The sequence below is a fragment of the Salinibacterium sp. ZJ70 genome, from assembly GCF_011751865.2.
Taxonomy (GTDB): domain Bacteria; phylum Actinomycetota; class Actinomycetes; order Actinomycetales; family Microbacteriaceae; genus Homoserinibacter.
Window position 1 is genome coordinate 1,898,452 of the sequence record NZ_CP061770.1, and the last position, 25,569, is coordinate 1,924,020.

26 protein-coding genes and 1 pseudogene are annotated in these 25,569 nt (G+C 70.1%); 10 read left to right on the forward strand and 17 right to left on the reverse strand.

What is annotated here, in order from left to right:
* Nucleotides 1–73: 73 nt before the first annotated feature.
* Nucleotides 74–1,426: a zinc-dependent metalloprotease gene (locus HCR12_RS09000; protein WP_166865560.1), complete on the forward strand. Its 1,353-nt coding sequence runs from the start codon at nucleotides 74–76 to the stop codon at nucleotides 1,424–1,426.
* Between the two features lie 18 nt (nucleotides 1,427–1,444).
* Here HCR12_RS09000 and HCR12_RS09005 read toward each other — a convergent pair whose 3' ends face one another.
* From HCR12_RS09005 to HCR12_RS09020, 4 genes are read right to left on the reverse strand one after another with little or no spacing between them, the layout of a single operon-like run.
* A complete protein-coding gene (locus HCR12_RS09005) occupies nucleotides 1,445–3,661 on the reverse strand; it encodes a heavy metal translocating P-type ATPase (RefSeq protein WP_166865563.1) in 2,217 nt (738 codons plus the stop codon).
* Nucleotides 3,658–3,879 (reverse strand): heavy-metal-associated domain-containing protein, encoded by a 222-nt coding sequence (locus HCR12_RS09010; protein WP_166865566.1) that lies wholly within the window; start codon nucleotides 3,877–3,879, stop codon nucleotides 3,658–3,660. The genes HCR12_RS09005 and HCR12_RS09010 overlap by 4 nt, the downstream gene beginning before the upstream one ends.
* 51 nt (nucleotides 3,880–3,930) lie before the next feature.
* On the reverse strand, nucleotides 3,931–4,440 hold the full coding sequence (locus HCR12_RS09015) for a GNAT family N-acetyltransferase (RefSeq protein WP_166865569.1): 510 nt from the start codon (nucleotides 4,438–4,440) through the stop codon (nucleotides 3,931–3,933).
* Between the two features lie 17 nt (nucleotides 4,441–4,457).
* On the reverse strand, nucleotides 4,458–5,156 hold the full coding sequence (locus tag HCR12_RS09020) for a M23 family metallopeptidase (protein ID WP_166865572.1): 699 nt from the start codon (nucleotides 5,154–5,156) through the stop codon (nucleotides 4,458–4,460).
* 242 nt (nucleotides 5,157–5,398) lie between these two features.
* On the opposite strand from HCR12_RS09020, the pseudogene HCR12_RS09025 reads away from it, so the two are divergent.
* A pseudogene (locus HCR12_RS09025) lies at nucleotides 5,399–6,478 on the forward strand (acyltransferase family protein); the annotation flags it as partial.
* A gap of 191 nt (nucleotides 6,479–6,669) precedes the next feature.
* Here HCR12_RS09025 and HCR12_RS09030 read toward each other — a convergent pair.
* Entirely contained in the window at nucleotides 6,670–7,233 is a 564-nt protein-coding gene (locus HCR12_RS09030; RefSeq protein WP_166865576.1) for a hypothetical protein, read from the reverse strand.
* A 61-nt stretch (nucleotides 7,234–7,294) separates the two neighbouring features.
* A complete protein-coding gene (locus HCR12_RS09035; protein WP_224763384.1) occupies nucleotides 7,295–8,815 on the reverse strand; it encodes a DUF7059 domain-containing protein in 1,521 nt (506 codons plus the stop codon).
* Nucleotides 8,816–8,886: 71 nt separating this feature from the next.
* On the opposite strand from HCR12_RS09035, the gene HCR12_RS09040 reads away from it, so the two are divergent.
* The gene (locus HCR12_RS09040; RefSeq protein WP_166865582.1) at nucleotides 8,887–9,381 is read left to right on the forward strand and encodes an FBP domain-containing protein; all 495 of its coding nucleotides are present in this window, start codon (nucleotides 8,887–8,889) and stop codon (nucleotides 9,379–9,381) included.
* Nucleotides 9,382–9,404: 23 nt separating this feature from the next.
* On the opposite strand, the gene HCR12_RS09045 is transcribed toward HCR12_RS09040, so the two are convergent.
* The gene (locus tag HCR12_RS09045) at nucleotides 9,405–9,578 is read right to left on the reverse strand and encodes a hypothetical protein (protein ID WP_166865585.1); all 174 of its coding nucleotides are present in this window, start codon (nucleotides 9,576–9,578) and stop codon (nucleotides 9,405–9,407) included.
* An 81-nt stretch (nucleotides 9,579–9,659) separates the two neighbouring features.
* Here HCR12_RS09045 and HCR12_RS09050 point away from each other — a divergent pair, with 81 nt between their 5' ends.
* From HCR12_RS09050 to HCR12_RS09060, 3 genes are all read left to right on the forward strand, one after another.
* Nucleotides 9,660–10,631, forward strand: coding sequence for an NYN domain-containing protein (locus tag HCR12_RS09050; RefSeq protein WP_166865588.1), 972 nt, complete (start codon nucleotides 9,660–9,662; stop codon nucleotides 10,629–10,631).
* A 65-nt stretch (nucleotides 10,632–10,696) separates the two neighbouring features.
* On the forward strand, nucleotides 10,697–11,356 hold the full coding sequence (locus HCR12_RS09055; protein ID WP_166865591.1) for an NADPH-dependent F420 reductase: 660 nt from the start codon (nucleotides 10,697–10,699) through the stop codon (nucleotides 11,354–11,356).
* Between the two features lie 103 nt (nucleotides 11,357–11,459).
* Entirely contained in the window at nucleotides 11,460–12,008 is a 549-nt protein-coding gene (locus HCR12_RS09060) for a type 1 glutamine amidotransferase domain-containing protein (RefSeq protein WP_166865594.1), read from the forward strand.
* Between the two features lie 127 nt (nucleotides 12,009–12,135).
* On the opposite strand, the gene HCR12_RS09065 is transcribed toward HCR12_RS09060, so the two are convergent.
* Entirely contained in the window at nucleotides 12,136–12,687 is a 552-nt protein-coding gene (locus HCR12_RS09065) for a GyrI-like domain-containing protein (protein ID WP_166867312.1), read from the reverse strand.
* A 68-nt stretch (nucleotides 12,688–12,755) separates the two neighbouring features.
* Complete coding sequence (locus HCR12_RS09070) at nucleotides 12,756–13,118, reverse strand: iron chaperone (RefSeq protein WP_166865597.1); 363 nt, start codon at nucleotides 13,116–13,118, stop codon at nucleotides 12,756–12,758.
* A gap of 165 nt (nucleotides 13,119–13,283) precedes the next feature.
* Here HCR12_RS09070 and HCR12_RS09075 point away from each other — a divergent pair, with 165 nt between their 5' ends.
* Together HCR12_RS09075 and HCR12_RS09080 are read left to right on the forward strand one after the other, a co-directional pair.
* On the forward strand, nucleotides 13,284–13,844 hold the full coding sequence (locus HCR12_RS09075; protein ID WP_224763386.1) for a dihydrofolate reductase family protein: 561 nt from the start codon (nucleotides 13,284–13,286) through the stop codon (nucleotides 13,842–13,844).
* 168 nt (nucleotides 13,845–14,012) lie between these two features.
* A complete protein-coding gene (locus HCR12_RS09080; RefSeq protein ID WP_166865600.1) occupies nucleotides 14,013–14,234 on the forward strand; it encodes a hypothetical protein in 222 nt (73 codons plus the stop codon).
* Nucleotides 14,235–14,302: 68 nt separating this feature from the next.
* Here the strand turns inward: HCR12_RS09080 and gatB are convergent, their stop codons facing one another.
* Both gatB and HCR12_RS09090 read right to left on the reverse strand, forming a co-directional pair.
* A complete protein-coding gene (gatB, locus tag HCR12_RS09085; protein ID WP_166865603.1) occupies nucleotides 14,303–15,874 on the reverse strand; it encodes an Asp-tRNA(Asn)/Glu-tRNA(Gln) amidotransferase subunit GatB in 1,572 nt (523 codons plus the stop codon).
* Between the two features lie 45 nt (nucleotides 15,875–15,919).
* A complete protein-coding gene (locus HCR12_RS09090; RefSeq protein WP_166865606.1) occupies nucleotides 15,920–16,882 on the reverse strand; it encodes an NAD(P)-dependent alcohol dehydrogenase in 963 nt (320 codons plus the stop codon).
* Between the two features lie 80 nt (nucleotides 16,883–16,962).
* On the opposite strand from HCR12_RS09090, the gene HCR12_RS09095 reads away from it, so the two are divergent.
* The gene (locus tag HCR12_RS09095) at nucleotides 16,963–17,646 is read left to right on the forward strand and encodes a TetR/AcrR family transcriptional regulator C-terminal domain-containing protein (protein ID WP_166865609.1); all 684 of its coding nucleotides are present in this window, start codon (nucleotides 16,963–16,965) and stop codon (nucleotides 17,644–17,646) included.
* A gap of 122 nt (nucleotides 17,647–17,768) precedes the next feature.
* Here HCR12_RS09095 and HCR12_RS09100 read toward each other — a convergent pair whose 3' ends face one another.
* Nucleotides 17,769–18,224 carry an SRPBCC family protein gene (locus HCR12_RS09100; RefSeq protein ID WP_166865612.1) on the reverse strand — a complete coding sequence of 152 codons (456 nt, stop codon included), beginning with the start codon at nucleotides 18,222–18,224 and terminating at the stop codon, nucleotides 17,769–17,771.
* Nucleotides 18,225–18,397: 173 nt separating this feature from the next.
* Between HCR12_RS09100 and HCR12_RS09105 the strand changes: the two genes are divergently transcribed.
* Complete coding sequence (locus HCR12_RS09105) at nucleotides 18,398–19,300, forward strand: hypothetical protein (protein ID WP_166865615.1); 903 nt, start codon at nucleotides 18,398–18,400, stop codon at nucleotides 19,298–19,300.
* Nucleotides 19,301–19,314: 14 nt separating this feature from the next.
* Here the strand turns inward: HCR12_RS09105 and HCR12_RS09110 are convergent, their stop codons facing one another.
* From HCR12_RS09110 to ligA, 5 genes are all read right to left on the reverse strand, one after another.
* Entirely contained in the window at nucleotides 19,315–19,695 is a 381-nt protein-coding gene (locus HCR12_RS09110) for a DoxX family protein (RefSeq protein ID WP_166865619.1), read from the reverse strand.
* A gap of 213 nt (nucleotides 19,696–19,908) precedes the next feature.
* On the reverse strand, nucleotides 19,909–21,411 hold the full coding sequence (gene gatA / locus HCR12_RS09115; RefSeq protein WP_166865624.1) for an Asp-tRNA(Asn)/Glu-tRNA(Gln) amidotransferase subunit GatA: 1,503 nt from the start codon (nucleotides 21,409–21,411) through the stop codon (nucleotides 19,909–19,911).
* A complete protein-coding gene (gatC, locus tag HCR12_RS09120; RefSeq protein ID WP_166865628.1) occupies nucleotides 21,408–21,707 on the reverse strand; it encodes an Asp-tRNA(Asn)/Glu-tRNA(Gln) amidotransferase subunit GatC in 300 nt (99 codons plus the stop codon). Before gatC ends, gatA begins: the two co-directional genes overlap by 4 nt.
* A gap of 35 nt (nucleotides 21,708–21,742) precedes the next feature.
* Nucleotides 21,743–23,038: an alpha/beta hydrolase gene (locus HCR12_RS09125; RefSeq protein ID WP_166865631.1), complete on the reverse strand. Its 1,296-nt coding sequence runs from the start codon at nucleotides 23,036–23,038 to the stop codon at nucleotides 21,743–21,745.
* A 121-nt stretch (nucleotides 23,039–23,159) separates the two neighbouring features.
* On the reverse strand, nucleotides 23,160–25,451 hold the full coding sequence (gene ligA, locus HCR12_RS09130; RefSeq protein ID WP_224763387.1) for an NAD-dependent DNA ligase LigA: 2,292 nt from the start codon (nucleotides 25,449–25,451) through the stop codon (nucleotides 23,160–23,162).
* Nucleotides 25,452–25,569: the final 118 nt, after the last annotated feature.

The following is a 25,569-nucleotide window of genomic DNA, read 5'->3' on the forward strand; positions in this document are numbered from 1 at the left end:
GGGCGCAGGCGAGACGGCCCCAGCCTAAGTCAGAATCCCTGCTGCATCCTGAGGCTGCGACTAGCGTTGAGTCATGGCTGATGACCCGCGCGACGACAACGGCGACGACCCCGCCGAGGAGCTTCGCGACATGCTCCGCGACTTCCTCTCCGGAGGCGGCGACATCGATCCCGCGCAGCTCGCGAACGCGGCTGGCTTCCCCGCGGACCCGGAGCTCGTGCGGCAGCTCATGAGCCAGCTGCAGAACGCCATGCAGTCCAGCGGCGACGGCATCGACTGGCAGCTCGCACTCGACCAGGCGTCGACGCTCGCGGCACGCTCGGCCGTGCCGGCGACGCCCGAGGAGGTCGCGGCTCTCGAGCAGGCGCTGCATCTGGCGGCGCTGTGGCTCAGCGAAGCGACCGACATCGCCGAGCTCACCGTCGAACCGGCTCTTCTGACCCGCGCGGGATGGGCCGAGACCACGATGGATGTCTGGACCCAGCTGGCAGAGCCGGTGGCCGACTCCATCTCGGCGGCTCTCACGAACGTGCTCACCGAGCAGGCCCCCGAGGAGTTCGCGGGGATGATGGGCGACGCCAGCCGACTCATGCGCAACCTGGGCGGAACGCTCTTCGCGATGCAGCTCGGCCAGGTGGTCGGGCAGCTCGCACAGGAGGTCGTCTCGGGCGGCGACATCGGCATCCCGCTGCTCGACGGCGACCAGCGCCAGGCGGCACTCGTCCCGCAGAACGTGCACGCGTTCGCGCGCGAGCTCGAGATCCCCGTCGATGAGGTGCGGATCTACCTCGCCGTGCGCGAGCTCGCGCACGCACGCCTGTTCCGCCACGCGAAATGGCTGCGCCTGCATCTGCTCACGCAGGTCACCGACTACGCCCGCGGCATCCGCATCGACACGACGCCGCTCGAGGAGCTCGCCGCCGACTTCGATCCGCAGAACCCCGAGGCGCTTCAGGACGCGCTGACGAGTGGCAAGCTCATCCCGCCGAAGACGGAGGAGCAGCTTGCCGCGCTCGCGCGCCTCGAGACGATGCTCGCGCTCGTGGAGGGCTGGGTCGACGTCGTCACCGCGCAGGCCACGGCGCGACTGCCGAAGTCCGCCGCGATCGCCGAGACGGTGCGCCGTCGCCGCGCCGCGGGCGGTCCCGCCGAGAAGGCGTTCGCGAGCCTCGTGGGTCTCGAGCTGCGCCCGCGGCGCCTGCGCGAGGCAGCCGCCATGTGGCAGGCCGTCACGGACGCGGTGGGCGCGGATGCGCGCGACTCGCTCTGGGCGCATCCGGATATCGTGCCGAGCGACCGCGACATCGACGACCCGACGCTGCTCATCGCGCGCATGACGGGCGGAGAGCCGGAGCTCGACGATGTCGACCGCGCGCTGCAGGATCTGCTCGACGACGAATCCGGCGACCGCCCGCACGAGGAGTGAGCTGCCGCCGGAGCGGGCTCAGCGCGGCAGCGGCCGGAAGGCGCGCAGCCGCAGGCTGTTGGTGACGACGAACACCGACGAGAGCGCCATCGCCGCGGCCGCGAGGATGGGGTTCAGCACCGCCATCATCGCCACGGGGATCGCCGCGACGTTGTAGGCGAAGGCCCAGAACAGGTTGCCCTTGATGGTGCCGAGGGTGCGCCGCGCGAGCCGGATGGCATCGGGGACGACGAGCAGGTCGCCGCTCACGATCGTGAGATCGGCGGCCGTCATCGCCGCATCCGTTCCGGTGCCCATCGCGATGCCGAGGTCGGCGGCGGCGAGCGCTGCGGCGTCGTTGACGCCGTCGCCCACCATCGCCACGACGCGCCCTTGCTTCTGCAGCTCGCGCACGGCGGCGAGCTTGTCGGCGGGGGTCGCCTCGGCGCGCACCTCGTCGATCCCCACGGCCTGCGCCACCGCGGACGCGGCACCCCCGTTGTCGCCCGTGAGGAGCACGGGCGTGAGCCCCAGCGCCCGCAGACGTCGGATGGCCTCCGCGCTCGTCAGCTTCACGGTGTCGGCGACGCTCACCGCTCCGCGCACCTCGCCGTCCCATGCGATGACGACGGCCGTGGAGCCCGACGACTCAGACGCGTCGATCCAGGCACCGAGCTCTGCGGGCACCTCGAGCGCCCACTGATCGCGCAGCCACGAGCGTCGGCCGGCGAGCACGAGTCGCCCCTCGACGATCGCCTGCACGCCCGCACCGGGGTGCGACGTGAAGCTCTCCGCCATCGGGACCTCAGGGGCGCAGGCGGCAATCGCTCGACCGACCGGGTGCTCGGAACCGTGTTCGGCGGCGGCGGCGATCCGCAGAAGCTCGCCGGCATCCGTCGCCCCCACCGTGCGGTGGGCCTGCACCGCCATCTCCCCGCTCGTGATGGTGCCCGTCTTGTCGAGCACGATCGTGTCGATGCGGCGGGTCTGCTCGAGCACCTGGGGTCCGCGGATGAGGATGCCGAGCTGCGCGCCGCGGCCCGTCCCCACGAGGAGCGCGGTGGGCGTCGCGAGGCCGAGAGCGCACGGGCAGGCGATGATGAGCGTCGTCACGGCTGCTGTGAAGGCCACCTCGATGGGCGCCCCCGCGATCATCCACCCGGCGAAGGCGATGAGGGCGAGCGCGATCACGACGGGCACGAAGACAGCGGAGACGCGATCGGCGAGGCGCTGCACCTCGGCTTTGCCGGTCTGCGCCTCCTCGACGAGCCGCGCCATGCGGGCGAGCTCGGTGTCGGATCCGATGCGCGTCACCTCGACGAGCAGTCGGCCGCCCGCGTTGACCGTCGCGCCGATGACCCGATCGCCCGGGCCGACATCGGCAGGAACCGACTCGCCCGTGAGCATGCTCTCGTCGACGGCGGACACGCCGTCGCACACGATGCCATCGGAGGGGATCTTCTCCCCCGGTCGCACGATCACGGTGTCGCCCACCTGCAGTCGGTCGACGCTCACGCGCGACTCCACACCGCCCTGCAGCACGGTGGCGTCGCTCGCGCCGAGTTCGAGCAGGGCGCGCAGCGCCTCGCCGGAGGCGCGCTTGGCGCGCTGCTCGAGGTAGCGACCCGCGAGGATGAAGACGGTGACGATCGCGGCGATCTCGAGGTAGAGCTCATCTGCACCACCCTCCGGCGTGCCGAACCAGCGCACGCTCATGGTCATGCCGCGCATGCCCGCCTCGCCGAAGAACAGGGCGTAGAGCGACCATCCGAAGGCCGCGAGCACACCCACGCTGATGAGGGTGTCCATCGTCGCTGTGCCGTGGCGCAGGTTGACGGCGGCGGCACGGTGGAAGGGCCAAGCACCCCAGACGACGATCGGGGCCGTCAGGGTGAGCGCGAGCCACTGCCAGTTCGGGAACTGCAGGGCGGGGATCATCGAGAGGAGCGCCACGGGAACCCCGAGCGCGGCGGTGACGATGAGCCGCTGGCGCCATGCGTCGAGGGCCGCATCGGCGCGGGATCCGGCCGCTTCGGGGGCGACCGGCGCGGGAACGCTCGCCGCGTATCCGGCGGCTTCGACGGCGGCGATGAGCTCGTCGAGTTCGACGCCGTCGGCGCGCACCCGCGCCTTCTCGGTGGCGAAGTTGACGGTCGCCTCGACGCCGGGGAGCTTGTTGAGCTTGCGCTCGATGCGCGTGGCGCACGATGCGCAGGTCATCCCCTCGACGTCGAGTTCGACGTCGAGGGCGGTCATGATGCCGACGACAGCGTGTAGCCGGCCTCGTCGATCGCGACGCGCACCGCGTCGAGGTCGAGGGGTTCGCTGCTCTCCACGTGCACGCGCGAGGATCCGCCCTTCACGAGATCGACGTTCACGGCGTCGACGCCCGGTACCGCCGTGAGCTCTTCGGTGACGCTCGCCACGCAGTGCGAGCAGGTCATCCCGTCAACGAGGTAGGTGCTGGTGATCATGCGACGATGATACCCCCCAGGGGTATGTTCTCGCACGGTCCGCGTCACGTGTCAGGGAACGCGCACCGCCACCGGCGCCGCCTTCAGGGAGACGACGAACGCGCCGCCCTTCGTGGACTGCTGCCCCACCTCGGAGAACCCCATCGCGGCATGGAACGCGTGAGACACCGGGTTCGGCGGCTCGATGTTGACCTCGCACGTCACCTCGGAGGCTCCCCGCTCGCGCGCGGCGTCGAAGACGCGCTCGTAGAGCTCGCGCCCGAGCCCCGATCCGCGCGCGGAGTCGGCGAGCGCGATGCGATCCACGTACAGGAAGTCGTCCGAGCGCTCACTGAACCAGCGGTAGTTCTCGCTCGCATACGCGAGACCCGGATCCATCGCGAGCACGAACCCGATCGGCTCGCCATCGCGCTCCGCGACGAGCGAGAACGTCGACAGCGCAGCGAGCTCGGCGAACTCGTCCTCGGGCGTGATCGGCACCGCGGGGTAGGCGGCGTCGTTGATGACGACGAGCTGCGGGATGTCGGCGGCGGTCAGCGGACGGATGAGGTGGTCGTGCACCTCGAAAGGCTAACGGCTCAGCCCGGGAAGCCCTCGGTGACGTTGTTCTGCAGCCAGGCGAGCGGGTCCACGAAGTCGTCGTTCACGAGGATCGAGAAGTGCAGGTGCGCACCGGAGGTCTGGCCGGTGTTGCCCGCGAGCCCCACGACCTGCCCACGCGTGACCGTGGTGCCGACCGGGAGGTTGCTGCCCGCGACGAGGTGCGCGTAGCCGCTGAGGACACGCTCGCCGTCGATGTTGTGCTCGATCAGCACGTAGCTGCCCCAGCCGCCCATCGGGCGCGAGATGACGACGCCGTCCGCGATCGCGTGGACGGGCGCACCGTATCCGGGAGTCCAGTCGACACCCGAGTGGTTCGTGGAGCAGCCGCCGCACGGAGCCTTGCGGTGCCCGAAGTGGCTCGTGAGGGTCGTGCCGGGGTCGACCGGGTACTGCACCGGCGTGTAGTGGGTGATGTCGTATTCAGCGGTCTCGGAGATGAGCGGTGCGCTCTCCTCCGACTCGACCACCTCCGTCGAGACGTGGAGAGACTGGCTCCCGACCACCGTCTCCTGCACAGGTGCGGCGGTCGCGGCGAGGGCGGGGAGGTCCTGCACGACGACGAGACCGGCGCTCATCGCCATCGTGGCCGCGGCGAGGCTGCGCCGGCGGACGTTGAGGAATCCACGCAGCGGCTTGGCGGCGCGCGCAGATGCGGGCAGGAGGGTGTTGAGCACGAATTCGGGTCTCTCGGGTTGCAGGCCGCACAGCAGGGACTGCGGCCTGGCGCGACTGCGCGCCGTCGGATCGGTCGTGGCCAGGTGGGTCGTTCCGGAGGTGATGATCACTCTCGGAACCCGAGCCGTGATCCACTGTGGTCGATCCCCCTGGGGGCTTCCTGGCATGCACCTTGTGATCACGTGGGAATGTTGACGCGTCATCTCCTGATCGGGGAATCCCCCGCCACTACAGTGGCTCCGTGACGGAACGCCCCACCACCGCCGATCTCGATCGACGCGACCTCACACTCGATCTCGCACGCGTGGTGTGCGTGCTCATGGTCGTCACCATCCACCTCCTCTTCGTCGGGGTCGGCCCCGACGTCGACGGCGGGCTGAGCGTCAGCCGGCCCCTCGAGGAGCTCCCCTGGTTCTGGACGGCCACCTGGGTGGGGCAGATCATGCCGCTGTTCTTCGTGGTGGGCGGATTCGCCACCGCCACGTCGCTGCGCAGCCTGCGGCGGCGCGAACCGGATCCCGATCGTGCGGATCGGATGTTCGTGCACACCCGGATGCAGCGCCTCATCCGTCCGGCGCTTCCGCTCTTCATCGTGCTGGCTGCGGCGCTCGGAGTCGCCACCGCGATCGGCGTCGATCCCGGCCTGCTCGAAGCCGTCGCGACGGGCATCGGCAGCCCTCTCTGGTTCCTCTGCGCCTACCTGCTGTGCCAGTTCACCGCCCCCACGCTCCTGCGGCTGCACGAACGCGCACCCCGCGCGACAGTGATCGCGCTCCTCGCGTGCGTGGTCGCCGTCGACATCGCGCGATTCCTCTGGGCGGATGCGCCGCGCGACCAGGCCGGCGTGGGCATCGGCGGGTACCTCAACCTGCTGTTCGTGTGGGCGCTCGTGCACCAGATCGGCTTCTGGTACGCGGACGGCTGGTTCGCCCGGCGCCGCGCCTGGCAGCTCATCGCCATCGCGGCCGTCGCGTGGGCGAGTCTCGTTCCGCTCACCGCATTCCTGCCGTACTCGCTCGACATGCTCTCGAACCTCAACCCGCCCACGATCCCGCTCGTCACGTTGGGAATCGGGCAGGCGGCACTGCTGCAGCTGCTGAAGCCGCCGCTCACCGCGCTCATGCGAACACGCGCCGCCCGAGGAGTGGTCTACGTCATCGGCTCCCGGCTCATGACGATCTACCTGTGGCACCTGCCGCTCATCATCGTGCTCGCGGGCATCGGCCTGCTGCTTCCGGGGGCATCGCCCGTGCCGGGGAGCGCCGAGTGGTGGGTGACGCGGCCTCTCGTGCTCGTGGTCCTGCTCGCCGCCCTGATCGGGCTGTCGGTGCCGCTGCGGCGCTTCGAGCAGCCTGCTGCCGTCACCGAGCCCGCCTCACGACCCGTCCTCGCTCTCACAGCGATGCTCGCCGTCGTGCCCACGTACTTCATCACCGTGTTCGGGCTCGACCTGCCGTCGGCCGTCGCCGGAGCGATCGGGCTCGGACTCGGTGCGTTGCTGCTGGGAGCCGGTCAGAAGCCGAAGTCGCCGAAGTCGGATGCACCGAACTCCGAGCTGCCGAAGTCGGATCCGGCATCACCGCCATCGGCGGCCCCCGCCTCCGGCTCGGCTCCTGCGCTGTCGCCCCACGGCAGGAACGCGCTCATGAGCGCCGACCCCACGACGTAGCCGGCGACCGTCCCGAGCATCGACCCGGCGAACATCGTGCCGAGGGTCGGACCGGGCTGCTGGGCCTGGTTGTTGGCATTCGAGAGGATCCGCTCGACGGATCCGGGATTGCGCACCTCGGCACGCGTCGCCGCGCGGGCGAGCGTCTCGGGCTCACTCGACAGCGGACGCTCGCCGGTGACCGCGCCCTTGCTGAGCTCCTCGTAGATGAGTGCGCGCTGGTTGTCGGTGAGACGCGCGAACGCCTCGGAGTGAACCTGCTCGATCGTCTCGGGAGGCGCGGTGTTCAGCAGGTAGCGGTAGCGCTCCAGTGCGCGCTCGTCCTCGCTCTTGGCAGTTCGGTTCGTGAACCCTGCCGCGCGTGCTTTCGGCTGCTCGGATCCGAACAGTCGATCGAGAAAACCCATGCTGTGTGCCTCCAGGTGCCACGGTAGGGCCGCGGGCTGAACGCGTGCTGAAACCCGCCTGTCAGGCCGGCCCGAGATCCACCGCAGGCTCGAGGAATCCGTCGATGACGAGCTCGCGCACCTCGGCGAGCAGTGCGTCGCGCATCGCGTCGGCGTCGGTCTCGAGCAGCTGCGCAACCGCGTCGAGGATGACGCCGAGGGCGAGCTCGCCATCGCACGCGCCGACCACGGCCGCGAGTGCGGCGTCCGCGCGCAGGTCGCGGCGCAGCCCACGGCCCTGCCGCAGCAGGATCACCGAGGGATCGGCGTGGCCCGGCCAGTAGCTGCGCTCCTCGGTGACATCCGCCGCCACCCGGAAATGCATCGCCGCGAGGGCGTCGCCGTCGAGACCCACGATCGCATCGCGGGCGTGCAGCACACGGGAGAGGTGCGCCCCGATGCCGACGGCGTCATCGAGCTGTGCATCCGCGCGCTCGGTGCGACGGAACGGCGGCGTATCGAGGGCGCGGCGCAGCACGACGTACCCGAAGCCGACCTCCGTCACCCCTCGGTGGGCGAAGTCATCCATCCACGCCGCCACCAGGCGCTCGAACTCGGGCGCCCCCGGACGCGTGCCGCCGTCGCGGATCCAGGTCTCGGCATAGCGAGCGGGGTCGAGGCGATCCCGCTCCAGCACCCACACATCGAGGCCCGAGTCCGTCGCCCAGTCGGCGGCACGCGTGAGGCCGTCGGCGTCGGCGCGGTACTCCCAGTTGCCGAGCAGCTGGGCCGTGCCTCCCGGGTTGAGGTGCGCCGCGGCGTCCGCGACGACCTCCGCGACCAGGGAGTCGCCTTCGCGGCCGCCATCGCGGTACTCATACTCCGGCACGTCCGGGGTGCGCGGCGTGATGACGAACGGCGGATTCGAGACGATGCGGTCGAAGGTCTCGCCGGCGACCGGTTCGTAGAGGCTGCCGAGACGGAACTCGATCCCGTCGACTCCGTTCACGGCGGCGTTGAAGCGCGCGTAGCGAAGGGCGCGCTCCGAGATGTCGGTCGCGACGACGCGGCGCGCGAAGCGGCGGGCGTGCAGCGCCTGGATGCCGCAGCCGGTGCCGAGATCGAGCACCGACTCGACATCATCCGGGAACTGCAGGCGCGCGAGCGTCATCGACGCGCCGCCCACCCCGAGCACATGATCGGTGGGTAGCGCACCACCCCGCGCCAGCTCGCCGAGGTCGGATGCGAGCCACCACTCCCCCGCCCCGTGCAGATCGGCGAAGCCGTACGGCCGCAGGTCGACGAGCGGCGCGACCGTCTCACCCTCGACACGGATGAGCTCGAGCTCCTCGGCCCCCGCGAGGCCGAGCGTCGTCAGCACGCGAGCGAGCTCCTCCGCCCCCACCTTCTCGCCCAGCACGAAGAGACGACCGAGCACCGCAGCAGGGTAGGCGGACGCAGCGAGCGCCCGCGAGGCGGGCACCCGGTTGCCGCGGCGAAGCGCCTCCTCAGCGGGTGCACCCCAGAGGGCGTCGAGGTGATCGACGGTGAATCGCGCCGCCGTCAGGTCGGTGCGAAGGGAGGCGATGAGCTGGGTGTCCACCTCACCATTCAACCTGACAGCATCCTCCAGAGCGCGCGGCGAGAGCACCGCTCGGGCTAGCCTGGCCGACGATGAACCCTCTCGACGCGTCCGACATCCGAGCCTCGTTCGTCAATGCCGAAGGCCTCGACGTCGAGAGCATTCCCCTGCCCGGCCTGCACGAGACGCTGTGGGAGGAGCGAGAGTTCCTGGGATGGCGCGACCCCTCGACGGCGCACCGCGGCTACCTCGTGTATTGGCGAGGCAACACCCCGACGGGCATCGTGCTGAGCGCGGCAGCATCGCGTCTGCCTGCGGGCGCGGCGATGTGCTCGTTCTGTCACACATCGCAGCCCGCTGGTCAGGTGCGGCTGTTCTCGGCGCTGCGCGCGGGAAATGCCGGACGCCGAGGCGACTCGGTGGGCACGTACGTCTGCTCGGACCTCGGATGCCCCACGCTCATCCGCGTGGCCCCGCACGGAAGCCCGTGGGATCCGAACCCGGATGCCGTCGTCGCGAAGCGCGGAGCAGCACTGCTGTCGCGCGTCGACGGGTTCACGTCGCGCGTGCTCGCACCCCTCGACTGAGGAGCGCGTTCAGACGGAGAAGGTCAGTCGAACTTCTCGAGCAGGTGGAACGGGATCGCGAACGCGGCAGACGCGGCGAGGACGCCGGCAGTGAAGACGGCGATGGCCACCCAGCCCTCGAACACGTCGGCGTAGGCGAACGCGGCCATTCCCGCGAGGAAGACCACGGAGGAGAGCAGGAAGATGACGACCTTCATGTCGCTCAGCCTACCGTGCGAGTCGGCCTCCGGAACTCATGTCCGCGCCAGGTAGGCTCGCATCGGAACCAAGGAGTGGTCATGGCAGAGCAGACCGATACCGATCGCGTCGCGGTCTACATCGATTTCGACAACATCGTGATCTCGCGATACGACCAGATCCACGGCAGCGGGGCCTGGCGCAAGGACAACGCGCGGGATGCGCGACCGGCCGTCAAGGAGAAGCTCGTGAGCGCCGGGATCGACGTCGGCGCGATCCTCGAGTACGCGTCGTCGTTCGGAACGGTCGCCATCACGCGCGCCTATGCCGACTGGTCGGTGCCCGCGAACTCCGACTACAAGTCGCAGCTCGTCGACCGCGCGATCGACCTCACGCAGCTCTTCCCTGCATCGGGCACCAAGAACGGAGCCGACATCCGTCTGTCGGTGGACGTGCTGGAGGACCTCTTCCGCCTTCCCGACATCACGCACGTCGTGATCGTCGCCGGCGACTCCGACTACATCGCCCTCGCCCAGCGCTGCAAGCGCCTCGGCCGTGTGGTCGTGGGCATCGGCGTGGCGGGCGGCACTGCGAAGGCGCTCATCTCGGCGTGCGACGAGTTCGAGACCTACGATGACCTGCCGGGTGTCGAGGCGGCACCGCCGCGTCCCATCACCCCGCGGCACGCAGCGACCGAGACCCTCGCACCTGCGGAGTCCGCACCCAAGGCGAGCTCGTCGCGGGCGACCGCGGCCTCGGCTTCGAGCCCGAAGTCGTCAGGTCCTGCCGACATCTTCCTCGCGCCTGTCGTCGATGGGCAGGTGAGCGATCACGAGGCGACGCGCCTGCTCGTGCGCGCGCTCGAGTTCGGGCACGGCAAGAACGAGGACGCCGAGTGGCTCAACGCCTCGGCGGTGAAGTCGCAGATCAAGCGCCTCAACCCCTCCTTCAGCGAGAAGGCGCTCGGCTTCTCGAGCTTCACCGACTTCGTGCGCTCGCGCGACAGCGTCGCCGAGGTGAAGGCCGACGGCCAGCAGCGCGCCATCCGCCTCCGCAACCGCGAAGCGAAGTAGCTGGAGCCGCACGTCATATTCCGAGTTCCGGGAATGATCCGGGTGCCAGATCGTTCTCGTCACACATGACGACTTTCGGAATCATCGGCGCGGGCAACATCGGATCACGGTTGGCGAAGGCGCTCACGGGTGCCGGGCACGATGTGGTGATCGCGAACTCCCGCGGCCCCGAGACGCTCGCCGCCCTCGTGGCGGAGCTCGGTCCGCGGGCACGAGCGGCGACCGTGCAGGAAGCAGCAGAATCCGCAGAGATCGCGGTGGTCACGATCCCGCTCGGCGCGATCGACACCCTGCCCGTCGCGCCGTTCGCGGGCAAGGTCGTACTCGACACGAACAACTACTACTGGGAACGCGACGGCCACATCCCCGAGCTCGACCGCGGCGAGGCGACCACCTCGGGGTTGCTGCAGGCGAAGCTGACGGGCGCGCTCGTCGCCAAGGCGTTCAACAACATCCTCGCTCCCGAGATCCTGACGACAGGCTCCCCCGCTGGCACGCCCGGCCGCCGCGCGCTCGGCACGGCGAGCGACTCGGCGGAGGCGATCGAGGCGGTCACGCGGATCTACGACGAGCTCGGCTTCGACACGGTCGTGGTCGGCCCGCTCAGCGAGTCGTGGCGGCTCGAGCGGGACCGCCCCGGATATGGCCAGCGGCAGACGGCTGACGAGATGCGCGCCAACCTCGCTCGCGCACAGCGCGTGCGCGCGGAGGACACGGAGAGCTGACCTGAGCCGTGCATCTGCGCGCCCTGGGCATCCCCTCAGAGTTCGATCCGCGCCCGCGGAACGCGACTTAGCGTGGGGAGCACCCAACGGAAGGAGCACGACGATGACGCACCTCACCGGAAAGACGGTGGCTTTCCTCCTGACCGATGGCTTCGAGGACTCGGAGCTGACGCATCCGTGGGAGGCAGTCACCGAGCATGGTGCGACAGCCGTTCTCGTCTCGCCCGAGTCGGGTGAGATCACCGGCAAGAACGGCCACACCCAGAACGTGGATCGCCAGGTGTCGGATGTCGTGTCGAGTTCGTTCGACGCCCTGGTTCTGCCGGGTGGCGTCGTCAACGCCGACCACCTTCGCATGGACGACGACGCTGTCGCCTTCGCCCGCGGATTCTTCGAGGAGCACAAGCCCGTGGGCGTCATCTGCCACGGGGCGTGGATCCTCGCCGACGCGGATGTGCTCGACGGCCGCACCATCACCAGCTACCCCAGCCTCAAGACCGACCTGCGCAACGCCGGTGCGGAGTGGGTGGATGAGGAGGTCGTCGTCGACGCTGGCCTCGTCTCGAGCCGCACCCCCGATGACCTGCCCGCGTTCAGCGCGAAGGTGGTCGAGGAGATCGCCGAGGGGAAGCACGCCGAGCAGACGGCGTGACACGAGCGGGCGCGGCACGGGTCATGGCTTGGCGGCGCCGTGCCGCGCCGTCCTGTCGTCGACGAGGTCGCGGATGACGCTCTTCGGATCCGTGTCGGGGTCGCGCACCTTCACGCAGGGGCGGCGTTCATGCGCGCACCACGGGCTGCCGCAGGATGGTGCGCAGCTTCTCGGGGGCGGTGCGGCGCGGGTCGCTCAGGTAGATCTCGTGGTGGTGGCCCGTCATCCTGAGCCCCTCCCCCGGGATGAACTCGTCGTGCAGCCGGGCGAGCAGCGGGGCTTCGTCGTCGAAGGTCCCGATGTGCAGCGTCTGCACGCACAGGCCCTCGTCGAGGGTCTCGACCCGCACATCCGCAAGGCGCGCAGGCGGCTGCTTCTTGGACCGCACCGCGTCGCGGGCCGCCTCGATGGCCGCATCGTCGATCCACTCCGGCACGAACAGCAGCAAGGTCCAGCTCCAGGCGGACTTGTCGCGCCCCGAGGTGAACGCCGCCATGTCGTCCGCCCACCACAGTCCCTCGAGCGGCGGCACGACGAAGTCACGCCCGGCGCGCTTGCTCGCGAACTTGAGTGCGTACGCGAGCGGATAGAGCGCTTCGATCGCGGTGCCGAACGGCTCGGTGTTCGGGTCGCCCGCGCCGTCGATCGCGAGGTAGCGGGCGGGTGCGACGGTGAGCATCCGGAACTCGCCCGCCTTCGCGCGGTAGCGGTCGAGCTTCTTGAGGTCGGCGGCGTCGCTCGGCACGGCTAGCTGTCCTCCTCGCGCTGGGCCAGGATCGCGCGGCAGATGCGCGAGATGAGTTCCGTCGGCAGCGGCTCGGAGTGCGGGAAGATGACCGAATCCTTGCCGGAGCGGCGCGGCGCCACCTCCGCCTCGTACGGCTCGGCCAGGTGCGGCACCGGATAGAGGCCGATGTGCTTCTTCCACGCTGCGAAGTGCACCGCGTAGCGACCGCCGAGCATGACCGCAGCGATGCCGTAGCGCATCCGCTGCTCACCGCCCGGAACTTCGGCGAGGATCGCGTCACGCACCTCACGCAGACGGGTCGCGATGTCGTCGGGGAAGCTGGCGATGTAGGCGTCGACGGTCACGGGTCCGGGTGTGGGCATGCCCCCATGTTGGTCGTCGTGCCTCCTGCACGGAACCCCTTGACCCGTCCCGTGACGGCGCCCAAGCGGCAGGCAGCGTGTCGGGAATCACTCACCCCTGGCGCAGAGCCCTGCCCGGATCTAGCATCGGCACACGACCATCCGCGTGCGGAAAGAGGTTCGATCATGAGCGCCCCACTGCAGTACATGGCCCTCGCCTCCGTCGACGGTTACATCGCCGACCGGGACGGCAACTGGGACTGGGCTGTGCCGGACGCCGAGGTGCACGCCTTCATCAACGAGCTGTGCCGCCCCTCCGAGGTGTCGCTGCTCGGACGCCGGATGTGGGAGGTCGACTCGTGGTGGGCGACCGTCGACATGGCGACGCTGCCGCCCGTGGAGCTCGCGTGGGCGAAGCGCTGGCACGAGGTGCAGAAGGTGGTGTATTCCCGAACCCTCCACTCCGTCACGGTGCCGGGGGTCATCCTGCGGCACGACTTCGATCCGGTGGAGGTGGGCCGGTGGAAGACCGAATCGGAGGCGCCCCTGCAGATCGGCGGTGCGACGCTCGCGTCGGTCGCGGCGCGCGCGCAACTGCTCGATGAGCTGCACATCTTCCGGGCGCCGGTGGTGGTGGGCGGCGGAACCCCGTTCCTGGAAGAGGATGTGCGTCTGGGGCTCGAGTTGCGGGCCGTGCGCGAGTTCGCGAGCGGCTTCACCTACGCGTACTACCGCGTGGTGCCCTGAGTCGGTCGGCGCGCCAGCGGCACCGGACATGCACGAATCGGGCCATATCGCCGGTTCAGGCCCCGTGAAACGACACAGAGGCACGAACGCCCGGGGCTCACCCCGCATACTCAGGTGCCCTCACCACCACTGCGTGACACACGGGCGCGGCTCCGCCAGGATGACGCCATGTCGTCATCCGATCTCTGGGCGTACCTGCCGCTGCTCATCATCCTGATCTATGTGACCCTGGCGGCGCTCGCGCTCCTTCTTCTGTACGGGATCATCCGCGTCGCCGTGGCGAGGGGGATGCGCGACCACCAGCGCTGGCTCGAACAGACCGGTCGTGTGGCCGGCCCGGGCGCTGGGCCTGCAACGAGCTACACGCCGGACGGCCCACGCCGCTTCTGACAACGAATCGTGCCGCTTTGTCGATTCAGGCGGGCTGAAACGACGCGGAGGCACGATTCTCGGGGGTGCTACACCTGCGTCGCACGCTCCAGCACGAGCTCGCGCACGCGGGCGGCGTCCGCCGACCCGCGCATGGCCTTCATGACGGCGCCGATGACGGCACCGGCGGCCTGCACCTTGCCGTCGCGGATCTTCTCGAGCACGTCGGGCTGGGCGGCGAGCGCCTCGTCGATGGCGGCGATGAGCGCGCCGTCGTCCGAGACGACCTTGAGGCCGCGCTTCTCGACGACCTCCGACGGCCGGCCCTCACCCGCGATGACGCCTTCGAGCACCTGACGGCCGAGACGGTCGGTGAGGTCGCCCGACTCGATGAGGGCGATGAGCTCGGAGACGTGCAGCGGCGACACGAGGTCGGCCGGATCGGCGCCCTGCGCGTTGGCGAGGCGGGCGATCTCGCCCGTCCACCACTTGCGGGCCTGCGCGGGGGCAGCGCCTGCGGCGACGGTCTGCTCGATCTCGGTGAGGAGGCCGGCGTTGTTCACGTCGCGGAACTCGAGATCCGTGAAGCCCCACGCCTGCTGCAGGCGACGGCGGCGCACCGACGGCGACTCGGGCAGCTCGGCGCGCAGCTTCTCGATCAGCTCCAGGCTCGGCTCCACGGGAAGCAGGTCGGGCTCCGGGAAGTAGCGGTAGTCGTCGGCATCCGACTTGGGGCGACCGGCGGAGGTCATGCCCTTGTCTTCGTGCCAGTGGCGCGTCTCCTGGGTGATCGTGCCGCCCTTGGCGAGTATCGCCGCCTGGCGCTGGATCTCGTAGCGGATGGCGCGCTCGATGGAGCGCAGCGAGTTGACGTTCTTGGTCTCGGTGCGGATGCCGAGCTTCACCTCGGGGTGCGGGTTGACCGATCCGTCGTGCGTCTCACCGAGCTCGGCGACAGGCGCGGTGCGCGGACGCAGCGACACGTTCGCGTCGCAGCGCAGGTTGCCGCGCTCCATGCGGGCTTCCGAGATGCCGAGCGACTTCGCGATCTCGCGGATCGTGGCGACGTACGCCTTCGCCACCTCAGGTGCCCGGTGCTCGGTGCCGTAGATCGGCTTCGTGACGATCTCGACGAGCGGCACACCCGCGCGGTTGTAGTCGACGAGCGAGTACTCGGCACCCTGGATGCGGCCCGTGGAGCCGCCCATGTGGGTGAGCTTGCCGGCGTCCTCTTCCATGTGCGCGCGCTCGATCGGCACGATCACCGTGGTGCCGTCTTCGAGGCCCACCTCGAGCGAGCCCTCGTAGGCGATCGGCTCGTCGTACTGGCTGATCTGGTAGTTCTTCGCGAGGTCGGGGTAGAAGTAGTTCTTGCGCGCGAAGCGGCTGGATGCGGCGATCGAGCAGCCGAGCGCGAGGCCCAGCGAGATCGAGTACTCGACGGCCTTCCCGTTGACGACCGGCAGGCTGCCGGGCAGCCCCAGGTCGACGGGGGTGATCTGCGTGTTCGGACCAGCACTGTGCCCCTCGGGGGATGCCGGGTTCGGCGCATCCGAGAACATCTTGGTGGCGGTCGACAGCTCGACGTGCACCTCGAGTCCGAGCACCGGCTCGAACAGCTCGAGCGCCTTATCGAAGTCCATCAGTTCAGCCTTAGCCATGGGGTCAATCCTATTCCGACCTGATGGGCCACCCGGACCCCCGGGTCACTCCCCCGGCCGAACGAGGATGTTGCCCACCTTGCGGCCCGAGTCGATGCGCCGGTACGCGTCGGCGATGCCGTCGAGCGGATGCACGGATTCGACGAGCGGATCGAGCACCCCCTCGGATGCGAGACGCAGCACCTCGCGGAGGTTCTCGATCTTCTCGGATGCGGGCCCTGCCTTCACCTGTCCGCGCGCGGTGATGGTGTCGCCGAGCCCAGCCACCGCGAGCAGCAGCACACCGCGCTCGGTGAGCAGCTGCCGACCGGCCGCTGCGGTGATGTTGCCGACGGTGTCGAAGACGACGTCGAAGCGCTCCCCCGCCGTCGCGAGCTGCGAGACGGGCGTGGCGCGGTAGTCCACGGTGCGCGTCGCACCGAGACGCGTCGCGAGCTCGGCGTTCGCGGTGCTCGTGACCGCGGTGACCTCGCCGCCCAGGTGGCGCGCGAGCTGGATGGCGCTCGACCCGACAGCGCCTGAGGCTCCGTTCACGAGCACCGTCATGCCGGCGGCGAGGTGCGCCTTGTCCCGCAGGTAGTCGAGCGCGGTCGTGCCCCCGAAGAGCACCGCGGCCGCGGCATCGGGACTGAGGCCCTCGGGGATCGGGGCGAGGCGCACGGCCGGCGCGACGACGAACTCCGCGTGTCCGCCCACGGTGAAGCCCGCCATCCCGGCGACACGGTCGCCCACGGCCGCGCCGTCGACTCCCGCGCCGAGCGCCGCTACCTCGCCCGCGTACACGGCACCCAGCACGCGCTTGCGCGGGCCGCGGATGCCGAGGGCGAGCTTTCCGGGCAGCGCGAAACCGGGCGGGAAGACGCCGGATCGCATCCGGGCGTCGCCGCTCGTGACGGCGGATGCGATCACCCGCACGAGCACCTCGCCGGTGCCCGGCTGCGGCACGGGCACGTCGCGCACCCTCGCCACCTCGGGCGGTCCGTAACGCTCGACGACGACTGCGCGCATCTCGATCTCCCTTACAGCTGTAAGTCCCTGTGGCGCTACGGTAGCCTTACACCCGTAAGAACACAAGCAGGAGGCGACGGATGGCAGCACGCACGCCCCTCACGCGATCCGGCATCGTGGACGCGGCGGTCGCCGTGGCCGACGCGAACGGGCTCGACGGCGTCAGCATGCGCAGCGTCGGCAAGCAGCTCGGCGTCGAGGCGATGAGCCTCTACCACCACATCGAGGGCAAGGAGCAGCTGCTCGACGAGCTCGCCGACTGGGTGTTCGCGCACATCCGCATGCCCTCACCCGAGGCGAGTTGGCGCGACGGCATGGCCGATCGCTCGCGCTCCGCACGCGACGTGCTCTCGGCGCACCCCTGGGGGCTCGCGCTCGTCGAATCGCGGCGCAACCCCGGCCCCATCCTGCTCGCCCACCACAACGCCGTGCTCGGATGCTTCCGACGCGGCGGCTTCAGCGTGCGCCTCGCCGCGCATGCGTTCTCGGTGATCGACTCCTACGTCTACGGCTTCGTGTACACCGAGCAGCGGCTGCCCTTCGAGGCCGACGAACCGGCCGAGGACTTCGCCACCGGGCTCGCCCTCGCCGCAGAGCACTACCCGCACATGGTCGAGATGGTCACCGAGATGATGGTCGGCCAGCACTACGCGTACGGCGACGAGTTCGAGTACGGGCTGGGCCTCATCCTCGACGCCCTCGAATCCCGCCTCGCCGACGAGCAGCGGGCAGCAGCATCGGATCCGCGACTCGCTGTCGACTGAGGCTCGACCCGCGCACACACAGCCCACACACAGACCGCCCGGCGCCAAGCTGCCGGGCGGTCTGCGCTGGGGGCAGTTCCTCGCCGAGGGGGGTCGACGAGGAACATCTCATCGCGAGGGAATCAGCTAGACACGTCTCCGCGCCACGCACCGGTCTCGCGACCTTTGTCTTCGATGAACTTCTTGAAGTTCTCGAGGTCCTTCTTCACAGCGTGCTTCCCAGCACCCACCCAGGAGCCGATCGTCTCGAGGGCACCCTCGGGGTGCCAGTCGATCTGCACCGTGACGCGCGACGACGTATCCGAGAGCTTGTGGAACGTGACGACGCCCGCGTGCTCGGTGTCGCCGCCCGTGCTGTGCCACGCGACGCGCTCGTCGGGGTGCTGCTCGGTGATCTCAGCGTCGAACTCGCGCTCGTGTCCGGCGACCTTCACCTTCCAGTGCAGGTGAGTGTCGTCGATCTGGGTGATCTGCTCGACCTCGTCGAGGAAGTAGGGGAAGGACTCGAACTGAGTCCACTGGTTGTACGCCGTCGTGACGGGCACGTCGACGTCGATGCTCTCGGTGATCTGAGCCATGGGTCTCGGTCTCCTTCGATGAACGGTTGACCTCAAGCCAACGCGGAAGGCCCGGATGCGCCCAGCCCCTTGACACGACCGGCGCGGGCCCGCATGACACGGGGTATGCGATAGCGTGAACTCCGCATCCGACGCGGCCCCCGACGCACCGAAACCTCGAACCGGAGTGAGAATTGCGCCGCACCGCCCGCACCGCCCGCACCGCCACCGTCACCGCCTTGTGTGCCGCGGCCCTGACGCTCGCACCCACCGCCGCCCACGCGGCGAGTGATCCGACGCCCGGGACATACGCGGTCGAGTGGAGCTCGAGCGATCTGCTCAGCGTCGCCGCCGACGGCACGGGGACGGTCGTCGCCGCGAATGCTGGCCCGGTGAGCGTGACCGGTTTCGACGTCGATGAGACGGGCGCGGGATACGCGATCCGCTGGGACTCCGACGCCCTCTACGCCGTCGACATCTCGGGGGCGAGCTCGCAGGCAGCTGCCATCACCGACGGCAGCGCCACGTACACGTTCTGCACCGCACTCGACTACACCGATGGCGTGATCTGGATCGCGTGCAACATCTCCGGAAACCGCTCCGCCGTGGGAACCGTCGACCCCACCACGGGCCTCTTCACCATCACCGCCCTGACCCTCAGCCCGCTCTCGTCACTCGCCACCGATCCGGTCTCCGGCGTGCTCTACGGCTTCGGACACGACGGCTCCGTGCAGTCGATCGTCGGCGCCGACGTCACCGTCGTCGCGGACCCGACGCGCACCTCGATCTGGGCAGCCGACTTCGCTGCCGATGGAACGCTCTGGGTGGCGGTCGGCGCCACGGCGACCCTCACGACCCTCGGCGCGTGGACGCCTGTCGTGATCAACACCGGGCTCGCTGACCAGTTCTACGAGAGCCTCACCGTCGTGAGCGCCCCGGCCGCGCCTGCCGCGCCGACCGCGCCGACCGCACCCGAGCTGGCGTCCACGGGTCTCAACGGAACGGGCGCGTCGATCGCGCTCGGTGCGGCAGCGGTCATCGTCGTCGGCGGTCTGCTGCTCGTCATCCGCCGCCGCGCGGCGCGCTCGCACGACTGAGACGCGCACGCGCGTCAGCGCCGCGTCGACCAGAGCGCCCAGCCGATGAGCACCGGCTGGAAGAACAGCCGCACGAAGCGCTTCTCATCCGTGTCGAGCCCGAACGCATCACGCTGGTGCAGCCACTGGGCGATGTTGCCCGGGAACACCGCGGCGAAGAAGCCCGCCGCGATCCAGCCGATGCCGCGGCGCCAGCGCCGCGGCGCCACGACGAGCGCGGAGCCGAGCGCGACCTCGACGACGCCTGAGGCCACAACGGTCGTGTCGGGATCCAGCGGCACCATCTTGGGCACCTGTGCCTGGAACTCCTGGCGCGCGACGGTGAGGTGCGAGACTCCGGCGAACACGAGCATGCCGCCGAGGGCGACGCGCGAGAGCATGCGGATGACGGTCATACCGCGAGAATCGCATGCGTCAAGCCGGATGCCCAGGGGGTTGCGCGGCGCTCAGTCGCCGGCACCGGCGGCCACCGCACAGGCGCGCGCCGCAGCGGAGAGCCTCATCGACGCCGCCGAGCTGGACTGACCGCCCCAGACAGCGAAACCGCTCCTGTGCATCACCCGGAAACCGGATGACGGCACAGGAGCGGTGTCGCGACAGACGTCAGATCAGAGTGCGGGCGCCTTCGAGAGCAGCGGGCCGCCCCACTTCTCCTCGAGCAGCTGCTCGAGCGCGGCGCCGACCGTGTACAGACGCGCGTCCTCGCGGGCGGGCGCCATGAACTGGATGCCGACCGGCAGGCCGTCCTCATCCGCGAGGCCCGACGGCAGCGAGATGCCGGGCACGCCCGCGAGGTTCGCGGGGATCGTGGTGAGGTCGTTGAGGTACATCGCGAGCGGGTCGTCGACCTTCGAGCCGAGCGGGAACGCGGTCGTCGGCGCGGACGGCGTGGCGAGCACGTCCACCGTCTCGAACGCGGCGTCGAAGTCACGCTGGATGAGCGTGCGCACCTTCTGAGCCGAGCCGTAGTACGCGTCGTAGTAGCCCGCCGAGAGAGCGTAGGTGCCGAGGATGATGCGGCGCTTCACCTCGGGGCCGAAGCCCTGCGCACGCGTGGCCGACATGACATCCTCGACCGTCGACTGACCCTCGGGAGTCACCCGGAGGCCGAAGCGCACCGAGTCGAACTTCGCCAGGTTGCTCGACGCCTCCGCCGGGAGGATCAGGTAGTACGCGGCGATCGCGTACTGGAAGCTCGGGGCGTGCACCTCGACGATCTCGGCGCCCTGCGCCTCGAGCAGTGCGAGCGACTCCTGGAAACGCGCCACGACGCCGGGCTGGAAGCCCTCGCCGCCTGCGAGCTCCGACACGACGCCGACGCGGAGGCCCTTCAGGGCACCCTCGCGACGACCGGCGCGCGCCGCCTCGGCGAACGACGGCCAGGCATCCGGGATCGACGTCGAATCGCGCGGGTCGTGCCCGCCGATGACATCGTGCAGCAGAGCCGCATCGAGCACCGTGCGCGACACCGGGCCGATCTGGTCGAGCGACGACGCGAGCGCGATCGCGCCGTAGCGGGAGACGCCGCCGTACGTGGGCTTCATGCCCACCGAACCCGTGACGGCCGCAGGCTGGCGGATCGAGCCGCCGGTGTCCGAGCCGAGCGCGAGAGGCGCCTCGAACGCCGAGACGGCCGCAGCCGAACCGCCGCCCGAACCGCCGGGGATGCGCGAGAGGTCCCAGGGGTTGTGGGTGTTCCCGTATGCGGAGTGCTCCGTCGAGGAGCCCATCGCGAACTCGTCCATGTTGGTCTTGCCGAGCGGCACGAGCCCCGCAGCGCGCAGCTTCGCCACGACGGTCGCGTCGTACGGCGGAACCCAGCCCTCGAGGATCTTCGAACCGGACGTCGACGGCATATCGAGCGTGCAGAGCACATCCTTGATCGCCACCGGAACACCCGCGAGACCCGAGGCCTCACCCGCGGCGCGCGCGGCGTCGATACGGCCAGCCGTCTCGATCGCGTTCTCGCTCACGTGGAGGAACGCGTGCACCTCGCCGTCGACCTGCGCGATGCGGTCGAGGTGGGCCTGCGTGAGCTCCACGCTCGACACCTCGCGCGCGTCGAGCAGCTCGACGAGCTCGGCGGCGGACTTGCGGATCAGCTCGCTCACTGCTCTTCTCCCAGAATCGAGGTCACCTTGAAGAAATCGCCGTCGCGTTCGGGGGCACCCGCGAGCGCCTCATCCGGCGTCAGCGTCTGGCCGACGACATCCGGGCGCAGCACCGTGCCGAGGGCGATCGGGTGGCTCGTCGCGGGGACGTCGGGGGTCGCGACCGAGCGGACGGTGGCGACAGCATCGACGATCTGGCCGAGTTCGCCCGTCAGGCGCTCCACCTCCTCGTCGGTGAGTCCGATGCGAGCAAGGTGCGCGAGGTGGCGCACGACTTCCGGGGTGATCTCAGACACGCCTCCATCCTACGAGTCGCGGAGGCTCACCCGATTCAGATGGTGCTGCGATGCAGTCGCTTGACGGGCTTCGCGGCCGCGTCGCCCGCAGAGCGGTCGGCGGCGGTGGCGTAGTCGCCCGCCCCGATCGAGATGAGCGCGAGGTTGCGCAGCGAGCTGCCGCCGCGCGCGAAGTAGTCGTTATGGCTCATCGCCCCACCGAGCGCCCTGCCCGTCACCGGATCGACGCCGGGCGCCACCGAGAAGCGCTTCGCCCCGTAGGACGGCGACAGCGGCTGGCTGCCGAACACCCCCGAGGCCGGAATCGGATCCCAATCCGCGGCGCCCACCCACACGTTGCCGTTCGGCACGTGCAGGGCGTCGACGGATCGCGCTGTGCTTCCCGGCGACCCCACGAGCGCCAGCGCATCCACCCACACGTCGTCCTCCTCAAGCGACAGCAGCGCCGCCGTCGAGCCGTACGAGTGGGCGAGGATGCTGATGTACGGCTGGTCGTCGCCGCGCTCCGCACGCAGGCCACGCAGCGACGCCGAGAGTGCGTCGCGCCCCTCACGGGCGAGTTCCATGGATGCCACATTCAGCAGGCTCGGCGTCTGATACCCGATCCACGCGATGGCGGCGACCCTCGGCTGCTCCTCGGGCCGCAGCTCGTCGAGCCACGACTGCTGAGCGTCGACGAGGTCGGCGGCCGTCTCGGTCCACGCGACGATCTGCGCATCGACCCCGAAGAACATGCCGGGCACCAGATACGAGACGTAGTCGGCCGTCGCGACATCGCCTACCGAGATGACCGCGCGCCCCTCGCCTTCCGTGTCGAGCGCGATGAGACGCCGGGCGGTGCCGTCATCGGCAGCGAGGGCCTGCGCCACCTGCTCGAGCATGTGCTCCTGCGCCGCCAGCGCGGCGCGCTCGGCTCGCCCGGCGCGCCCATCGAGTCGCTCCTCGATCGCGTCGACCGTGCGTTCGAGCACACCGCGATTGGCGATGTCGCGGATCACCAGCGGCACACCCTCGAGGTTGCCCACCACCTGCGGCGCGGCCGAGAGCAGGGCGCTGCGCGTGCGCGCGGGTGCGACACCCCACCAATCGGCGACTGCCGTCGCCGTCGGCGGTCGCGTGGAGAGCTCCGCCATGATCGCCGGGTTGCTTCCGATGATCGACACCGCATCCGTGCGGCTCAGCTCGGTGAGCCGGTCGAGGAACGCCACTCCACGCAGAGTCTCCATGGGTGCGGTCGACCCGCCGAGGTCGGGCGAACGCCCCACCTCCAGCGCGGGAGCCGACGTCACCGGGGCCTCCGCGACCACCGCATAAGCGGCGCTCGCGGGCATGCCTGACAGCCCGGTGACAACCACCGGGCTCATGACCATAAGGGCGATCCCTAACAGCTGTTTGCCTTCCCCGCGACGCACAGCATTCGTGAGCCGCCAGTCTAGGGACGCACGACTCCTGTCAGGAAAGGATAGACGGACCGTTCTGCAGGAAGCGAGAGAAATCATCCGCTTCGATCACCGGAATGCCCAGGTCAGCGGCCTTGGTGGCCTTCGAACCCGCTCCAGGACCGACGACCACGTAATCCGTCTTCTTGCTCACACTCGACGCCGGCTTGCCTCCCGCGGCGATCACCGCCTCCTGTGCGCCGTCGCGGGAATGCTCGGGCATGGCGCCCGTGACCACGATCGTGAGACCCGACAGCGGGCCGTCGACCGCCTGCTGGCTTCCCGGGCCATCGTGGCCCGGCGTCTTCCACTGCACGCCCGCACTGCCCCAGCGGTCGACGATCTCGCGGTGCCAGTCCACCTCGAACCACTCGATGAGCGAATCGGCGATGATGCCGCCCACCCCATCGACCGCAGCGAGTTCGTCGCGGCTCGCCTCACGGATGAGCTCCAGGTCACCGAACCACTCGGCGAGCGCACGCGCCGCGACCGGCCCCACATGGCGGATGTTGAGCGACACCAGCAGGCGCCACAGCTCCTTCGTCTTCGCCTTCTCCAGCTCGGCGATGAGCGTGTGCGCGACCTTCGACGGCTCGCCCGACTTCACCCGGAACGGGGTGCGCCGCGGCAGGCTCCCATCCTCGGCGTACTTCGGCTCGCCCGTCTCAGCGTCGCGCACCACCACCTCGATGGGCACGAGGTCGTCGAGTGTGAGCTCGAAGAGCCCCGCCTCCGTCTCGAGCGGCGCCGGGCGCGGCACCTCCGGCTGGGTGAGTGCGGCCGCCCCCACCTCGCCGAGCCCCTCGATGTCGAGCGCGCCGCGGGAACCGATGTGCTCCACGCGCCCCCGAACCTGAGCGGGGCAGGCCCGCTGGTTCGGGCAGCGCAGATCGATGTCGCCCTCCTTCGCGGGCGCGAGCTCGGCGCCGCACTCGGGGCACTCCTTCGGCATCACGAACTCGCGCTCGGATCCGTCGCGCAGCTCGACGACCGGACCGAGAACCTCGGGGATCACGTCGCCGGCCTTGCGCAGCACGACGGTGTCGCCGATGAGCACGCCCTTCGCCTTCACCACCTCCTGGTTGTGGAGGGTGGCCTGACGCACCGTCGAACCCGAGACGTGCGCGGGGGCCATCACCGCGTACGGGGTGGCGCGGCCGGTGCGACCCACCGAGACGACGATGTCGAGCAGCTTCGTCTGCACCTGCTCGGGCGGGTACTTGTAGGCGATCGCCCACCGCGGGGCGCGGCTCGTGGCACCCAGCTCATCGTGAAGGGCGAGTTCGTCGACCTTCACCACGATGCCATCGATCTCGTGCTCGACGTCATGCCGGTGCTCGCCGTAGTGCCCCACGAACTCCAGCACGCCCTCGACGTCGTCCTTCACCCGCACATACGGTGACGTCGGAAGACCCCACGAGGCGAGCAGCTCGTACACCTCGCTCTGCGCCGCGACGGGAGGCTCGGGCCACGCGCCGATGCCGTGCACGTACAGGCGAAGCGAGCCGATGCGCGCGAGCGCCGCCTCGAGCTCCGGGCCGTCCTTCTTGTCGAGCTGCTGACGCAGACCACCGGATGCGGCGTTGCGCGGGTTGGCGAACGCCGGGAAGCGGCGGGCAGCGGATGCGCGCGCCTTCTCGTCGTCGCGGCCCTTCGCGACCGCCTCCAGGTACACGCGCTCGCGCAGCTCCGCCTGCAGCACGTTGAGCTCCTCGAATGCCTTCACGGGGATGAACACCTCGCCACGCACCTCGACGAGCTCCGGGTGCCCGGATCCGGCGAGACGCTCGGGGATGTCGGCCAGGCGCAGCGCATTCTCGGTGACGATCTCGCCCACGCGTCCGTCGCCGCGGGTCGCCGCGCTCGTGAGCACGCCGCGCTCGTAGCGCAGGTTGATCGCGAGACCGTCGATCTTCAGCTCGGTGAGCCAGCGCACCGGGCGCCCCGCCGCCGCCGCGGTCTTGACGCACCAGTCGCGCAGCTCGTCGGCCGAGAACACGTTGTCGAGGCTCAGCATCCGCTCGGCGTGCTCGATCGTGGCGAGCCCCGCTGCTTCGATGCCGCTGCCGACCGTCTGGGTGGGCGAATCCTGGCTCTGCAGCTCGGGGAAGAGCCGCTCGAGCTCTTCGAGGCGGTGGATGAGGGAGTCGTACTCGGCGTCGTCGATGATCGTCGTGTCGCGCTCGTAGTACGCCTCGCGCGCCTCGAGGATGCGCGTCGTCAGCTGCTCGGCTTCGGCGTGTGCCTGCTGCAGGCTGCTGCTCGTCGTGTCGGGAACGGGGTCGATCTCATCCGCGGGGGCCACGGCTTCAGCCTACGGCCGACGTCCGACCTCTCGGCAGGGGTTGCGCGCCCCGCGGCACGGCGCGCTGCTCGCGAAGAGCGGCTCGCGCCCCATCCGCTGCGCTCCACCCGGGGAGGGG

What these genes read in the sequence shown, in the direction of transcription:
- HCR12_RS09100 (WP_166865612.1), bottom strand. Translation starts at nt 18,224, where the DNA reads ATGGCTCAGATCACCGAGAGCATCGACGTCGACGTGCCCGTCACGACG.
- gatB (WP_166865603.1), bottom strand. Translation starts at nt 15,874, where the DNA reads ATGGCTAAGGCTGAACTGATGGACTTCGATAAGGCGCTCGAGCTGTTC.
- HCR12_RS09010 (WP_166865566.1), bottom strand. Translation starts at nt 3,879, where the DNA reads ATGATCACCAGCACCTACCTCGTTGACGGGATGACCTGCTCGCACTGC.
- HCR12_RS09060 (WP_166865594.1), top strand. Translation starts at nt 11,460, where the DNA reads ATGACGCACCTCACCGGAAAGACGGTGGCTTTCCTCCTGACCGATGGC.
- HCR12_RS09055 (WP_166865591.1), top strand. Translation starts at nt 10,697, where the DNA reads ATGACGACTTTCGGAATCATCGGCGCGGGCAACATCGGATCACGGTTG.
- HCR12_RS09125 (WP_166865631.1), bottom strand. Translation starts at nt 23,038, where the DNA reads ATGCCCGCGAGCGCCGCTTATGCGGTGGTCGCGGAGGCCCCGGTGACG.
- HCR12_RS09070 (WP_166865597.1), bottom strand. Translation starts at nt 13,118, where the DNA reads ATGCCCACACCCGGACCCGTGACCGTCGACGCCTACATCGCCAGCTTC.
- HCR12_RS09065 (WP_166867312.1), bottom strand. Translation starts at nt 12,687, where the DNA reads ATGCTCACCGTCGCACCCGCCCGCTACCTCGCGATCGACGGCGCGGGC.
- HCR12_RS09000 (WP_166865560.1), top strand. Translation starts at nt 74, where the DNA reads ATGGCTGATGACCCGCGCGACGACAACGGCGACGACCCCGCCGAGGAG.
- HCR12_RS09095 (WP_166865609.1), top strand. Translation starts at nt 16,963, where the DNA reads ATGGCAGCACGCACGCCCCTCACGCGATCCGGCATCGTGGACGCGGCG.
- HCR12_RS09075 (WP_224763386.1), top strand. Translation starts at nt 13,284, where the DNA reads ATGAGCGCCCCACTGCAGTACATGGCCCTCGCCTCCGTCGACGGTTAC.
- HCR12_RS09110 (WP_166865619.1), bottom strand. Translation starts at nt 19,695, where the DNA reads ATGACCGTCATCCGCATGCTCTCGCGCGTCGCCCTCGGCGGCATGCTC.
- HCR12_RS09005 (WP_166865563.1), bottom strand. Translation starts at nt 3,661, where the DNA reads ATGACCGCCCTCGACGTCGAACTCGACGTCGAGGGGATGACCTGCGCA.
- HCR12_RS09040 (WP_166865582.1), top strand. Translation starts at nt 8,887, where the DNA reads ATGAACCCTCTCGACGCGTCCGACATCCGAGCCTCGTTCGTCAATGCC.
- HCR12_RS09030 (WP_166865576.1), bottom strand. Translation starts at nt 7,233, where the DNA reads ATGGGTTTTCTCGATCGACTGTTCGGATCCGAGCAGCCGAAAGCACGC.
- HCR12_RS09050 (WP_166865588.1), top strand. Translation starts at nt 9,660, where the DNA reads ATGGCAGAGCAGACCGATACCGATCGCGTCGCGGTCTACATCGATTTC.
- HCR12_RS09080 (WP_166865600.1), top strand. Translation starts at nt 14,013, where the DNA reads ATGTCGTCATCCGATCTCTGGGCGTACCTGCCGCTGCTCATCATCCTG.
- HCR12_RS09090 (WP_166865606.1), bottom strand. Translation starts at nt 16,882, where the DNA reads ATGCGCGCAGTCGTCGTCGAGCGTTACGGACCGCCCGAGGTGGCGAGG.
- HCR12_RS09045 (WP_166865585.1), bottom strand. Translation starts at nt 9,578, where the DNA reads ATGAAGGTCGTCATCTTCCTGCTCTCCTCCGTGGTCTTCCTCGCGGGA.